General features: G+C 72.2%; 11 protein-coding genes and 1 pseudogene. 5 read left to right on the top strand and 7 right to left on the bottom strand.

The window, feature by feature from the left end; translation table 11 throughout:
* Positions 1-47 precede the first annotated feature (47 nt).
* Complete coding sequence (locus tag ACIRDU_RS31505; RefSeq protein WP_403585796.1) at positions 48-929, bottom strand: SIS domain-containing protein; 882 nt, start codon at positions 927-929, stop codon at positions 48-50.
* A gap of 116 nt (positions 930-1,045) precedes the next feature.
* Between ACIRDU_RS31505 and ACIRDU_RS31500 the strand changes: the two genes are divergently transcribed.
* The gene (locus ACIRDU_RS31500) at positions 1,046-1,825 is read left to right on the top strand and encodes a DeoR/GlpR family DNA-binding transcription regulator (protein WP_403585794.1); all 780 of its coding nucleotides are present in this window, start codon (positions 1,046-1,048) and stop codon (positions 1,823-1,825) included.
* A 91-nt stretch (positions 1,826-1,916) separates the two neighbouring features.
* Positions 1,917-3,752 carry a glycoside hydrolase family 15 protein gene (locus tag ACIRDU_RS31495; RefSeq protein ID WP_403585791.1) on the top strand — a complete coding sequence of 612 codons (1,836 nt, stop codon included), beginning with the start codon at positions 1,917-1,919 and terminating at the stop codon, positions 3,750-3,752.
* Between the two features lie 3 nt (positions 3,753-3,755).
* On the opposite strand, the gene ACIRDU_RS31490 is transcribed toward ACIRDU_RS31495, so the two are convergent.
* The gene (locus ACIRDU_RS31490; protein WP_403585789.1) at positions 3,756-4,715 is read right to left on the bottom strand and encodes a hypothetical protein; all 960 of its coding nucleotides are present in this window, start codon (positions 4,713-4,715) and stop codon (positions 3,756-3,758) included.
* Between the two features lie 197 nt (positions 4,716-4,912).
* Here ACIRDU_RS31490 and ACIRDU_RS31485 point away from each other — a divergent pair, with 197 nt between their 5' ends.
* Positions 4,913-5,125, top strand: coding sequence for a heavy-metal-associated domain-containing protein (locus tag ACIRDU_RS31485; protein ID WP_403585786.1), 213 nt, complete (start codon positions 4,913-4,915; stop codon positions 5,123-5,125).
* A 3-nt stretch (positions 5,126-5,128) separates the two neighbouring features.
* Positions 5,129-7,378, top strand: coding sequence for a heavy metal translocating P-type ATPase (locus ACIRDU_RS31480; RefSeq protein ID WP_403585783.1), 2,250 nt, complete (start codon positions 5,129-5,131; stop codon positions 7,376-7,378).
* A 12-nt stretch (positions 7,379-7,390) separates the two neighbouring features.
* Here the strand turns inward: ACIRDU_RS31480 and ACIRDU_RS31475 are convergent.
* Positions 7,391-8,043: pseudogene (locus ACIRDU_RS31475) on the bottom strand (class I SAM-dependent methyltransferase).
* A gap of 136 nt (positions 8,044-8,179) precedes the next feature.
* Between ACIRDU_RS31475 and ACIRDU_RS31470 the strand changes: the two are divergent.
* On the top strand, positions 8,180-8,845 hold the full coding sequence (locus ACIRDU_RS31470; RefSeq protein WP_403585781.1) for a phosphatase PAP2 family protein: 666 nt from the start codon (positions 8,180-8,182) through the stop codon (positions 8,843-8,845).
* A gap of 110 nt (positions 8,846-8,955) precedes the next feature.
* Here ACIRDU_RS31470 and ACIRDU_RS31465 read toward each other — a convergent pair whose 3' ends face one another.
* From ACIRDU_RS31465 to ACIRDU_RS31450, 4 genes are read right to left on the bottom strand one after another with little or no spacing between them, the layout of a single operon-like run.
* A complete protein-coding gene (locus ACIRDU_RS31465; RefSeq protein ID WP_403585778.1) occupies positions 8,956-9,549 on the bottom strand; it encodes a hypothetical protein in 594 nt (197 codons plus the stop codon).
* 5 nt (positions 9,550-9,554) lie between these two features.
* The gene (locus ACIRDU_RS31460; RefSeq protein WP_403585776.1) at positions 9,555-10,415 is read right to left on the bottom strand and encodes a carbohydrate ABC transporter permease; all 861 of its coding nucleotides are present in this window, start codon (positions 10,413-10,415) and stop codon (positions 9,555-9,557) included.
* Positions 10,412-11,347 (bottom strand): carbohydrate ABC transporter permease, encoded by a 936-nt coding sequence (locus tag ACIRDU_RS31455; RefSeq protein ID WP_403585773.1) that lies wholly within the window; start codon positions 11,345-11,347, stop codon positions 10,412-10,414. The genes ACIRDU_RS31460 and ACIRDU_RS31455 overlap by 4 nt, the downstream gene beginning before the upstream one ends.
* Positions 11,344-12,627 (bottom strand): ABC transporter substrate-binding protein, encoded by a 1,284-nt coding sequence (locus tag ACIRDU_RS31450; protein ID WP_403585771.1) that lies wholly within the window; start codon positions 12,625-12,627, stop codon positions 11,344-11,346. The genes ACIRDU_RS31455 and ACIRDU_RS31450 overlap by 4 nt, the downstream gene beginning before the upstream one ends.
* Between the last annotated feature and the right edge of the window lie 53 nt (positions 12,628-12,680).

Here is a 12,680-nt window from a genome sequence, read left to right as displayed (position 1 = left end):
TCGCAGGGAATCGGCTGCGGCCTGTTGTCGCCGTGAGCAGCCCCAGGTCAGGGCGCGAGGATCACCGAGCGCGTGAGGTGGCGCGGGTGGTCGGGGTCCAGCCCGCGGGACGCGGCGACGGCTACCGCGAGGCGCTGGGCGCGGACCAGTTCGGCGAGCGGGTCGAGGCGCCCGGCGATCCACAACGCGCCGGTGCCGCGGACCTGTTCGGCCAGTCCGTCCGGCGCGTCGCCCAGCATCCAGGTCGCCGTCCCCGTCGTGCTGACGCTGATGGGGCCGTGCCGGTACTCCATGGCCGGGTAGGACTCCGCCCAGGCCAGAGCGGCCTCGCGCATCTTCAGCCCCGCCTCGTCGGCCAGGCCGACGGTCCAGCCGCGCCCCAGGAAGGTGAACTGCCCGCAATTCACCAGACCTTCGGGCAGCGGCTCGGTCAGGGCGGTGCGCGCGTCGGTGACGGCGGTGCCGGGGTGGAGGCCGAGGTGGGCGCGGAGCAGGGTGAGGGCCGTGGTCGCGAACCGGGTCTGGACGACGGAGCGTTCGTCCGCGAAGTCCAGGACGGCCAGTTCACCGGCGGCCGTCCGCACGGGTGTGTCCGGGTCGGCGGTGATCGCGGTGGTGCGGGTGCCGCCCTGCAACCGATCCAGCAGGGTCAGGACTTCGGTCGTGTTGCCGGAGCGGGTGAGGGCGACGACCCGGTCGTAGCGGCGGCCGTAGGGGAACTCGGATGCGGCGAACGCGTCGGTCTCGCCCTGGCCCGCGCCCTCGCGCAGGGCCGCGGCCGCCTGCGCCATGTAGTACGAGGTGCCGCAGCCGACGATCGCGACCCGCTCCCCCGGCGCCGGCAGCACCTTCGCGTACCGGGCCGCCTCCGACGCGGCGCGGGCCCAGCACTCGGGCTGGCTGGTCAGCTCGTCCTCGACATGCGTCATACCGCACCCTCCGCTCTGATTGTTCCTGCAAGATATAGGGACCTTTCAAGCATCATCAAGCATGTGGCCGGATCGGGTGCGCTAGGGTCGCCGGAGATCGAGAGGTGGAGGTGCGGATGTCGCGCGACGCCCGCTGGAAGGCGCTGCTGGAACTGCTCGTGGAGCGCGGCCGGCTGGACGTGGAGGACGCGGCGGCGGAGCTCGGGGTGTCGGCGGCGACGATCCGCCGTGACTTCGACGGGCTCGCCGAGCAGCAGATGCTGGTGCGCACCCGGGGTGGCGCGGTCGTGCACGGTGTGTCGTACGAGCTGCCGCTGCGCTACAAGACGGCCCGCCACGCCTCCGAGAAGCAGCGCATCGCCAGGGCGGTGGCGGATCTGGTGGCGCCGGGTGAGGCGGTCGGCCTGACCGGGGGAACGACCACGACGGAGGTGGCGCGGGCCTTGGCCGTGCGCGGGGATCTGGCGTCCGGGTCGCCCGCTCTGACCGTGGTGACGAACGCGCTGAACATCGCCGGTGAACTGGTGGTGCGACCCCAGTTCAGGATCGTGCTGACCGGCGGGGTGGCGCGGGCTCAGTCGTACGAGCTGGTCGGGCCGCTCGCGGACGGGGTGCTCGGGCAGATCACCGTCGATGTGGCGGTACTCGGTGTCGTGGCCTTCGACGTGGCGCACGGCGCCGCGGCGCACGACGAGGCGGAGGCCGCGATCAACCGGCTGCTGTGCGAGCGGGCGGAGCGGGTGGTGGTGGCCGCCGACTCCAGCAAACTCGGGCAGCGGGCGTTCGCCCGGATCTGCGCGGCCGACGCGGTGGACACGCTGGTCACGGACACGGCGGCCGACGCGGAGACGGTGCGGCGGTTCGAGGAGGCCGGCCTGCGGGTCGTCACGGTCTGACGGCGGCGGTCTGACGGCGGCGCCTGACAGCGGCCGTCGGTCGGCGGTTCTAGGCTGGGGCTGAGGCGCCTACCGGGGCAGGGAGGCTGTCATGGGCGGAACGGCACCGGACCGGGGCGTGCCGGGCGGCCGGCGGTACGTACCGATCGCGGAGCACGGGCTGATCGGCGATCTGCGCAGTGTCGCCCTGGTGGGGACCGACGGCACGATCGACTGGTACTGCTGCCCGGCCTTCGACGCGCCGAGCGTGTTCGCCTCGATCCTCGACGCGGAGCGCGGCGGCTGCTTCGAACTGGCGGCGACCGTGCCGGCGCGGACCAAGCAGTTCTACTTCCCCGACACCAACGTCCTGATCACCCGGTTCTTCACCGAGGACGGGGTCGGCGAGGTGCAGGACTTCATGCCGGTCGACGGCGAGCCGGCCGAGGCCGAGCGGCACCGGCTGATCCGGCGGGTGGTGTGCGTACGGGGCTCGATCCCCTTCCGTACACGGGTGGCGCCCCGGTTCGACTACGGCTGCCTGCCGCACACCGTCCGGCTGACCGGTGATACCGCGGTGTTCGAGGCGGAGGGGCTGGCGCTCGCCCTGACCGCGACCGTGCCGCTGGAGGCCGACGGGCCGGACGTGCGCGGCGACTTCAAACTCTCCGAGGGCGAGTCCGCGGTGTTCGCGCTGGACAAGGTCGGCGGCGATGTGACGCCCCGCCGGTGTGCGCGCACGGAGGCCGAGGAGCAGTTCGCGGCGACGGTGGCGTACTGGCGGCGCTGGCTGGCGGCGTCCCGGTACAAGGGCCGCTGGCGGGAGATGGTGCACCGCTCGGCGCTGACGCTGAAGCTGCTCACGTACGCGCCCACCGGGGCGATCGTGGCCGCGCCGACGACGAGCCTGCCCGAGGAACTCGGCGGCGAACGCAACTGGGACTACCGGTACGTGTGGGTGCGCGACGCGGCCTTCTGCGTCTACGCCCTGCTGCGGCTGGGCTTCACCGGGGAGGCCGAGGCGTTCATGGACTTCGTGACCCGGCACATCAGCCCGGGCGACGGCAAGAGCTCCGGCCCGCTTCAGATCATGTACGGCATCGACGGGCGCACCGAGCTGCCCGAGCGCACCCTCGACCACCTGGAGGGCCATCACGGGTCCGCGCCGGTACGGGTCGGCAACGCGGCGGCCGACCAGCTCCAGCTCGACATCTACGGCGCGCTGATCGACTCGATCTACCTCTACGACAAGTGGGCCAAGCCCATCTCCAGCGGCCACTGGGACGACGTGTGCGCACTGGTGGACTGGGTGTGCGCGCACTGGGACCAGCCCGACGAGGGGATCTGGGAGACGCGGGGCGGGCGCAAGAACTTCCTCTACTCGCGGCTGATGTGCTGGGTGGCGATCGAGCGGGCCATCCGGATGGCCAACCGGCGCGGTCTGCCGGCCGACCTGCCGCGCTGGCGGGAGTGCCGCGACACGATCTACCGGCGGATCATGAGCCGGGGCTGGTGCGAGGAGCGCCGGGCGTTCGTCCAGCACGAGGACGGTGACGTGCTGGACGCGGCCGTGCTGATGATGCCGCTGACGAAGTTCATCGCCCCCACCGATCCGAAGTGGCTGTCCACGCTGGACGTGCTCACCGAGGAGCTGGTGTCCGATTCCCTGGTCTACCGCTACGACCCCCGGTCGAGCCCGGACGGGCTGCGCGGCGACGAGGGCACGTTCTCCATCTGCTCGTTCTGGTACGTCGAGGCGATGGTGCACGCCGGCCGGATCGACGAAGCGCGCCTGGCCTTCGAGAAGATGCTGACGTACGCCAACCATCTCGGCCTGTACGCCGAGGAGGTCAGCCACACCGGGGAGCAGCAGGGCAACTTCCCGCAGGCGTTCACGCACCTGGCGCTGATCAGCGCGGCGTTCAACCTGGACCGGGCGCTCGGCTGACGCTCAGTGCCCGTGGCCCTCGTCCTCATGCCCCGCGGGGGTGTCGGACCCGGCCGCCGCTCCCCCGGCGCGGACGGTGAACGCCGCCGTGTGGACCTTTCCGTCATGCTGGAAGTCGAGGAACAGGCGGTAGGAGCCGGCGCTGGGTGCCGTGGCCGTGAACGAGATGTCCGGGCCGGGCCTGGTCGTACCGTCACCGGGTTCGCCGTTCGGGTGGACGTGCAGGTAGGCGAGGTCGCCGGAGCGCAGGGCGACCAGGTGGCCGTACGCGCCGAGGTAGGGCTGGAGGTCGGTGACGGGCTTGCCGTCGCGGGAGACCTTCAGCTTCAGTTCCCTCGCCTTGCCCGGGCTCAGGGCGCCGGTCAGCCGCACGTCGTAGCCGTTGACCCGGGCCGTGGTGCTCACCGGCGGCAGTTGCCGGGCCTCGTACGGGCCCGAGGCGGCGAGGTCCGCGCCGAGGGTGAGGTTCTCGGCGTCCTGCTTGGCCGGGGTGAAGTCGGCGAAGACGCGGTAGCCGCCCGCGCGGGGCAGTTCCACGGGGGTGCTCCAGGTGCCGTCGGCGGCGCGGGTGGGGTGCAGATGGCGGTAGGTGACCAGGTCGCGTGAGGCCACGATGAGGTGGAGTTCCTTGTCGTGCTCGCGCTGGTAGGCGGTGAGTGCGCGGCCGTCGGCGCCCCGGACGGTGAAGCGCAGGTCGGCCTGTTCGCCCGCGGTCACGCGCGGGGTCCGGAGGTCGAGCGTGTAGCCGCCCTCGGAGATCTGCAGTCCGCCGGCCGGGGGCGTGTCGTGTCCGCCGTGGCCGCCGCCGCGCTCCGCTTCCGGTGCGGGGCGGGTGTGGTCGCCCTCGTGCTTCGGGGGGCTGTCGGCCACGACGGGGTCGATGCCCTGTCCGACGCCGTAGGCCGCGCCGAAGGTCGCTGCCAGGGCGGCGGCGAAGGTGGTGATCCTCAGTCCGGTGTTCATGGCCGTCGGCTCCTTCAGATCCCGGTCCCCCGCTCGGATGCGGGGCCTCCATGCAGTTCACGATACCCCAGGGGGGTATCAAGTCAAGTTGTTCTCGCGCTTGCATCGTATACCCCTGAGGGGTATACAGGAAGTCGGCGAGGGATACCCCCGCCCCGTATCTCCCCAGCTGTTCGACCGCCCAGAGGAGGCACCCGATGCCCGCCACCACCTACGCCGTCTCCGGAATGTCCTGCGGCCACTGCAAGGCCACGCTGACCAAGGTCATCGGCGAGCTGGACGGCGTCAGCGGTGTCGAGGTCGACCTCGGCAGCGGCCACGTCACCGTCACCAGTGCCGCCGAGCCCGACGACGCCGCCATCGCGGAGGTCGTCGACGAGGCCGGCTACGAGCTGACCGGGAGGGTCTGAGCCATGAGCACCGGTACGACGACCGGCACCGATGCCGAGGTGGAACTCGCCATCGGCGGTATGACCTGCGCCTCCTGCGCGGCGCGCATCGAGAAGAAGCTCAACCGCATGGACGGGGTCACCGCCACCGTCAACTACGCGACCGAGAAGGCCAAGGTCAGCTACTCCGGCCACGTCTCCGTCGGCGATCTCATCGCCACCGTCGAGGCGACCGGGTACACCGCGCGGGAACCGGCGCCCCCCGCCGAGCGGACCGGTTCGGCCGAGGAGGCCGATGAACTGCGGCCGCTGCGCGAGCGGTTGGTCACGGCCGTGGTGCTGTCGGTTCCCGTCGTGGCCATGGCCATGGTCCCGGCGTTGCAGTTCGAGTACTGGCAGTGGCTGTCGCTCACGCTGGCCGCGCCCGTCGTGGTGTACGCGGCGTGGCCCTTCCACAAGGCGGCGTTCACCAACGCCCGGCATGGCGCGGCCACCATGGACACGCTGATCTCGGTGGGCACCTCGGCCGCGTTCCTGTGGTCGCTGTGGGCGCTGTTCTTCGGCACCGCGGGCACGCCGGGCATGACGCACCCCTTCGAGCTGACCATCGAGCGCACGGACGGCGCCGGGAACATCTACCTGGAGGCCGCCGCCGGCGTGACCGCCTTCATCCTGGCGGGGCGGTACTTCGAGGCGCGCGCCAAGCGCAAGGCGGGCGCGGCGCTGCGGGCGCTGCTGGAGCTGGGCGCGAAAAACGTCACGGTGCTGCGGGACGGTGGCCGTGAAGAGACCGTCCCCGTCGCGGAGTTGAAGGTCGGCGACCGCTTCCTGGTCCGGCCCGGCGAGAAGATCGCCACGGACGGGACGGTCGTCGAGGGTTCCTCGGCCGTGGACGCCTCGATGCTCACCGGCGAGTCCGTGCCCGTGGAGGTCGGCTCTGGCGACCCGGTCACGGGCGCCACGATCAACGTCGGCGGGCGGATCGTCGTGCGTGCCACGCGGGTGGGTGCCGACACGCAGCTGGCCCGGATGGCCCGGCTGGTGGAGGACGCGCAGAACGGCAAGGCCGCCGCGCAGCGGCTCGCGGACCGGATCTCCGCCGTGTTCGTGCCGGTCGTGATCGCCCTCGCACTGGGCACGCTGGGCTTCTGGCTGGGCAACGGCGTCGGGCTGACGGCCGCCTTCACCGCGGCGGTCGCCGTCCTCGTCATCGCCTGCCCGTGCGCCCTGGGGCTGGCGACGCCGACCGCGCTGATGGTCGGCACCGGGCGGGGCGCCCAGCTCGGCATCCTCATCAAGGGCCCGGAGGTCCTGGAATCCACGCGCCGGGTCGACACCGTCGTCCTCGACAAGACCGGCACGGTCACGACCGGCCGTATGACACTGCTGGCCGTGCACACCGCCGAGGGCACGGACGAGGCCGAAGTGCTGCGGCTGGCCGGTGCGCTGGAGCACTCCTCCGAGCACCCGATCGCCCGGGCCGTGGCCGACGGGGCGCTGGAGAAGCTGGGCGCGCTGCCCACGCCGGAGGACTTCGCCAACGTGCCCGGACTCGGCGTGCAGGGCGTCGTCGAGGGCCACGCGGTGCTCGTCGGCCGGGAGCGGTTGCTGGCCGACTGGGCGATGGAACTGCCGGACAGCCTGGCCAGGTCCCGGGCGGCGGCCGAGGAGGCCGGGCGCACGGCCGTCTCGGTCGCGTGGGACGGCGAGGCACGTGCGGTGCTGGAGGTGGCCGACGCGGTGAAGGACACGAGTGCGGAAGCGGTCGGCCGGCTGCGGGCGCTCGGCCTCACGCCGATCCTGCTGACCGGTGACAACGAGGCGGTGGCCCGGTCCGTCGCCCGCGAGGTGGGCATCGAGGAGGTCATCGCCGAGGTGCTCCCGCAGGACAAGGTCGACGTGGTCGAGCGGCTGCAGGCCGAGGGCCGGTCGGTGGCGATGGTAGGGGACGGTGTCAACGACGCCGCGGCCCTCGCCCAGGCCGATCTGGGTCTGGCCATGGGCACCGGCACGGACGCCGCCATCGAGGCCGGCGACCTGACCCTCGTCCGGGGCGACCTGCGGGCCGCGGCGGACGCCATCCGGCTCGCCCGCCGCACGCTCGGCACCATCCGCTCCAACCTGTTCTGGGCTTTCGCCTACAACGTGGCGGCCCTCCCGCTGGCCGCCTCCGGCCTGCTCACCCCGATGATCGCCGGAGCGGCCATGGCCTTCTCGTCGGTCTTCGTGGTCGGCAACTCGCTGCGGCTGCGCACGTTCCGGGCCGCCGGCTGAGATGCCCGTGGGTCAGCGGTGGCGCCACACCAGCGTGCAGCGCCAGAACAGGCGGCGGCGCAGGCGGGCGCCGGGCAGCACGGCCCGGGCCTCGCGCACGATCTCGGAGAAGGCCAGGTCCGCCGGACGGTGCGGGCGGTCATCGAGACCGGGCGAGGCGCTGGGCGGCCCCGGTTCTTCAGCAGCGCCATGACGATGTTGAGCGGGATCGACGCGATGCCGAGCAGGTGGTCGACGGACGTCCGCTCCCGGACCACGCCGATGATCACCAGGCCGCCGGGGGTGAGAGGGTCGCGGAAGGCCTCGAGAGCCTCGGTGAACGGCAGATGGTGTACGACGGCGACGCAGGTGATGACGTCGTACGGCTGGTCGCCGAGGCCGATCAGGGCGTCGGACGCCGTGTACGTCACCGGGGCTGCCGCCGGGGTCAGCTCCCGCGCCCGGGCCGTGATCTCCGGGTCGGCGTCGATCGCGTGCACGCGCTGCACCCGGCCGGCCAGCAGCCGGGCCAGGTCGCCGGTGCCGCATCCCACGTCCAGGGCGCTGCCCACCCGCTCGGGGAACTGCCGCAGGATCCAGCGGTGGAAGTGGGCGTTGTGGTCCCACGGGCGGACGGCGTGGAAACGCTCCAGTGCGTGCGGGACCCGTCGGGTCGGAGGTGACATGAGCTCAGTGTCGCGGCTCACCGGGGTGGTGGTCCGCCGTCCGGGCACCCGGGAGGTACCGGCTCGCAGGGGCGCCGAGCGTGCGCCGGGCGCGAGCCGGTACCTTGCTGGGGAAGGCCACTGCGGGGAGAAGCACATGACCGATCCGAGGACGACAGACGCGGACGCCCTCCGTCCGCTGCAGAACACCCGGGGTCCCGCGGGCGGACGCGGCCGGCTCCTGGGCGCCGTGTTCGGCGATCTCAGGGCCGTGGACGGCGCCTTGTACGCGGCGGTGGCCGCCACCCCCACACCGACCCTGGACCGGACGCTGCGCCACCTGTCCCACGCAGCCGATCACTCCAAGATCTCGTTCGCCATCGCCGCCGCCCTGGCCCTGGGTGGGAAGCGGCCGCGCAAGGCCGCTGTCGTCGGCGTCGGGGCGATCGCCGTGGCCTCGGCCTCCGCCAACCTGCTCGGCAAGCGTCTGGTGCGCCGGGCGCGGCCGGACCGGGAGGCGGCCCGGGTGACGGTGGACCGGCACGTCAAGATGCCGACCTCGGCGTCGTTCCCGTCCGGGCACACGGCGTCGGCGGTCGCGTTCGCCACCGCCGTAGGCGTGGTCCTGCCCCCCGCGGCGGTCCCGCTCGGGGCGCTGGCGAGCGCCGTCGGCTACTCCCGCGTCCACACGGGCGTGCACTACCCGGGCGACGTGGCGGCGGGCGCGGTCCTCGGCATCGCGAGTGCCGCCGCGGCCCTGGCGGCGGCAGCGGCCACCCCGTCGGCGAAGACCCAGGCCCTCCTGACGGCGGCCCGTTCATAGCCGCGGATCAGCATCGGCGGGCTCGTACGCGGCTGAGCCGGCAGCGTGCGCGGCTGAGCCCGGGGGCTTGTGCGCGGCTGAGCCAGAGGGGTCGTACGCGGCTCAACCGGCTAGTGAAGAAGGGCCGCGGCGGACCGGCGTACGTCGACGGCGGTGAGCGCCAGGGCCAGCGGCCCGGGGGCGAGGAAGGCCAGCGGCAGCAGCATCCACGCGCACAGCGCGGCGGTCGCCACGGCGAGCAGGACCAGGCCGCTGCCGCCCACGTCCGCCACGGCGTCCCGGCCCGCCCCGCGCACGGCAGCGCGCCAGTCGGTGAGCGACTCCGGGCGTCCGCAGGCCCGCAGTCCGACCACCGCCGCGCACGCGCCGATCACCGCGGCGGCCACCGCGAACAGCGGCGCCCCCGGCAGCCCGGCCCCGGCCAGCGCCACGTCGGCGGCGAACAGCAGCAGACCCGCCAGGGCGACGGTTCCCGCCACCAGGTCGCCGGCGCGCAACCGCCGCCGCAGCAGGGCGAAGTAGCGCCCCGCCGTGACGGGCTGGTCCCGTCCCGCGCCGCGCAGGACGGCGCACGCCGTCGACAACGCGGCCGGAACCGTGACCAGGGGCAGGCAGGCCGCCGCCGTGGCGAGGCCGACGCTCAGCACGTCGGCGAACAGGGTCATGCGCGGGCCGAACACCTCACCCGCCTCACGAGTGCCCATCGCGTTCACCCCTTGAGTCCGGAGCTGGCCATGCCCTCCACCAGGAACCGCTGGAAGGCGAGGAAGAACAGCACGATCGGCAGCAGTGCGATCACCGACAGGGCGAACATCGGGCCGAACGCGGAGGTGCTGGAGGCGTCCACGAACGAGCGCAGCGCCAGGGTGAGGGTGAACTTGTCCGGGTCGAAGAGGTAGATGAGCTGGGTGAAGAAGTCGTTCCAGGTCCAGATGAAGGTGAAGATGGCGGTGGTGATCAGGGCCGGCCGGGTGAGCGGCAGCACGACCTGGAAGAAGCTGCGGAAGGGCCCGCAGCCGTCGATCCGCGCCGCCTCCTCCAGCTCGCGCGGCAGACCGCGCATGAACTGCACGATGAGGAAGACGAAGAACGCCTCGGTGGCGAGGAACTTCGGCAGGATCAGCGGCCAGTAGGTGTTCACCAGGCCGAGCTGGTTGAAGATGATGTACTGCGGGATCAGCACCGCGTGGTGCGGCAGCATGATGGTGGCGATCATGAAGGCGAACAGCGGCCCGCGGAAGCGGAATCGCAGCCGCGCGAAGGCGTAGGCGGCGAGAGAGCAGCTGATGACGTTGCCGGCTACCGCGCCGCCCGCGATCAGCAGCGAGTTGCCGAGCAGCCGCCAGATCGACACGTCGTTGACCCCGTCGAGAGCGGTCGTGTAGTTCGACCACTCCAGGTGAGTGGGCAGCAGATCGAGGCTGGCGATGACCTCGTCGGCGGGCTTGAGCGAGGTGGCCAGCAGCCAGGCCAGGGGGTACAGCATGACCAGCAGAGCGGCCAGAGCGCCCGCGTGCAGGGCGATGCGGCCCCGGCGAACGGGCTTGCGGACAACGGTCGTGGAGGTCACCGGTCCCCCTCGGAGGCGTAGAAGACCCAGGAGCGCGAGGTGCGGAACAGCACCGCCGTGACGACGCCGATCACGAGGAGCAGCACCCAGGCCATGGCGGAGGCGTAGCCCATGTGGGAGGCGACGAAGCCGCGGTCGTAGAGGTACATGGTGTAGACGAGGGTCGAGTCGGCCGGTCCGCCCTTGCCCGCGCTGACCGCGAAGGCGGGGGTGAACACCTGGAAGGCCTGGATGGTCTGCAGGACCAGGTTGAAGAACAGCACCGGGGAGAGCATCGGCACGGTGACCGACAGGAACTGCCGCCACTTGGAGGCCCCGTCGCACGCCGCCGCCTCGTACAGCTCGGCCGGGATCTGCTGGAGCCCGGCGAGGAAGATGACCATCGGCGCCCCGAACTGCCACACCGTCAGCAGCGCCACGGCGAGCAGCGCCCAGCCGGGCTTGTTGACCCAGCCGCCGGTGCCGAGCAGGTGGTCCACGGTGCCGCCGTCGTTGAAGATCGCCCGCCAGACGAGTGCGATGGACATCGACGCGCCGAGCAGGGACGGGGCGTAGAACGCCGAGCGGTAGAAGCCCTTGCCGCGCTTCATGCCCTTCAGGGCCAGCGCGACGACCAGGGCGAGCGCCAGCTGGAGGGGCACGGCGACGACGACATAGGTCACGGTGGTCACGACCGAGCGCCAGTAGCGCGGATCCTCGGTGAACATCTGCACGTAGTTGCGCAGCCCCACCCACTTCGGCGGGTTGAACAGGTCGTAGTCGGTGAACGACAGGTACAGCGACACGGCCATCGGCAGCAGCGTCAGGACGATCGCGCCGAGCACCCAGGGAGAGAGGAACACCCAGGCGGCGCCCTCGCGTTCACGCTTGGGGCGGCGCTTCGGGGCGGCGGCGGCGCGCTCCGCCTCCGCGGGAATCGCGGTGGTGGTCATGACCTCAGCTCCGCCTTCGCCTCGGTGACGTAGTTCTCGGCCGCTTCGCGGGGCGACATGCGCGCGTAGGACACCTGGTCGTAGTCGCGCTGGAAGGTGCTCTGCAGGGCGTTGTCGCCCGAGGGCGGCGCCTGGGGCGGGTCCTCGAGCTTGCCCTCCAGGGACGCCTGGAAGGCGGCGATGGTCCTGTCGAAGTCCTTGAGCTGCGGGCCGATCTCGTCACGGATCGTCTCGTTGACGGGGATGCCCCGGCTCGCGCCGAGGATCTTCGCGGCCTCCCGGTCGTTGATCACGAAGTCGACGAGCTGTGCCGCTTCCTTCGGATGGCCGGTGTTGGCGGAGACGCCGAGGAACATCGACGGTTTGAAGTACTGGCCGGGTGTGCCGTCCTCGCCGGACGGCATGGGCGCGAGGGCGACGCCGGTCGGCACCAGGGCGAGGAAGCCGCTGGCCGGGGCGTCCCAGTTGGCGTCGGTGACGGACTTGCCGCGTCCCAGCGGCGTGTTCTCGACGGAGCCGTCGAGCTGCGTGGTCTGCTCGGCGGGCGAGACGGCACCCTCCCGTCGCAGCGTGTCGGTGAAGGTCCACCAGCGGGTGAGGTCGCCGGCGGTGAAGCCCAGTTCCCCGTCCTCGGTGTAGAGGGCCTTGCCCTGGCCGCGCAGCCAGACCTCGAAGGCGTCCTCGCTCTGGCCGGGGTCGGTCGCCCCGGGCTTGCCGGTCTTCTTGGCGAGAGCGCGCATGGTGTCGGCCCACTGGCTCCAGGTCCAGCTCTCGCCGGGGAGGGGAACGCCCGACTTCTTCCAGGTCGCGACGTCGTAGGCGACGGTCTCGGTGCCGCGGCCCTGCGGGATCGCGTACTGGACGTCGTCCACGCGGCCGGTGGCGAGCAGGCCCGGGTCGATCTCGGAGGTGCGCAGGACGGACTTCTGTCGCGCCAGGTCGAGCAGGACCCCGCCGGAGGCGTACTGGTCGATCTGGCGGTAGTCCAGCTGCATCACGTCCGGGGCGTCACCGCCGGCGGCCTGGGTGGCGAGCTTCTGCTTGTAGGCGTCGTAGCCGGAGAACGACGTGGTCACGTCGACGTCCGGGTGCTGTTTCTCGAACAGCGCGACGGCCTGCTCGGTGCGTTCCGCGCGGTCGGGGTTGCCCCACCACGTGTAGCGCAGCACGACCCTGCCGCCGCCGGCGGACTCCCCGGATCCTCCGCAGCCCGCCAGCAGGGCACACAGTGCCAGTGCGGCGGCCGACGCGCAGAACCCCTTCGTCCTGTGTCCGGGCATGCCGAAGTCGCTCCTCTCCACGGAGTTTCGCTTGAGCCCCCCTCAGGTCCCCC

Origin of the sequence: Streptomyces sp. NPDC093598, assembly GCF_044764825.1 — a bacterium.
In the GTDB taxonomy this organism is placed as follows: domain Bacteria; phylum Actinomycetota; class Actinomycetes; order Streptomycetales; family Streptomycetaceae; genus Streptomyces.
This window is presented reverse-complemented; position numbering and strand designations above follow the sequence as displayed.

Bases quoted from the DNA above. Each gene is read 5' to 3' on its own strand.
- ACIRDU_RS31505 (WP_403585796.1), bottom strand. From the start codon at position 929: ATGACGCATGTCGAGGACGAGCTGACCAGCCAGCCCGAGTGCTGGGCC.
- ACIRDU_RS31500 (WP_403585794.1), top strand. From the start codon at position 1,046: ATGTCGCGCGACGCCCGCTGGAAGGCGCTGCTGGAACTGCTCGTGGAG.
- ACIRDU_RS31495 (WP_403585791.1), top strand. From the start codon at position 1,917: ATGGGCGGAACGGCACCGGACCGGGGCGTGCCGGGCGGCCGGCGGTAC.
- ACIRDU_RS31490 (WP_403585789.1), bottom strand. From the start codon at position 4,715: ATGAACACCGGACTGAGGATCACCACCTTCGCCGCCGCCCTGGCAGCG.
- ACIRDU_RS31485 (WP_403585786.1), top strand. From the start codon at position 4,913: ATGCCCGCCACCACCTACGCCGTCTCCGGAATGTCCTGCGGCCACTGC.
- ACIRDU_RS31480 (WP_403585783.1), top strand. From the start codon at position 5,129: ATGAGCACCGGTACGACGACCGGCACCGATGCCGAGGTGGAACTCGCC.
- ACIRDU_RS31470 (WP_403585781.1), top strand. From the start codon at position 8,180: ATGACCGATCCGAGGACGACAGACGCGGACGCCCTCCGTCCGCTGCAG.
- ACIRDU_RS31465 (WP_403585778.1), bottom strand. From the start codon at position 9,549: ATGGGCACTCGTGAGGCGGGTGAGGTGTTCGGCCCGCGCATGACCCTG.
- ACIRDU_RS31455 (WP_403585773.1), bottom strand. From the start codon at position 11,347: ATGACCACCACCGCGATTCCCGCGGAGGCGGAGCGCGCCGCCGCCGCC.
- ACIRDU_RS31450 (WP_403585771.1), bottom strand. From the start codon at position 12,627: ATGCCCGGACACAGGACGAAGGGGTTCTGCGCGTCGGCCGCCGCACTG.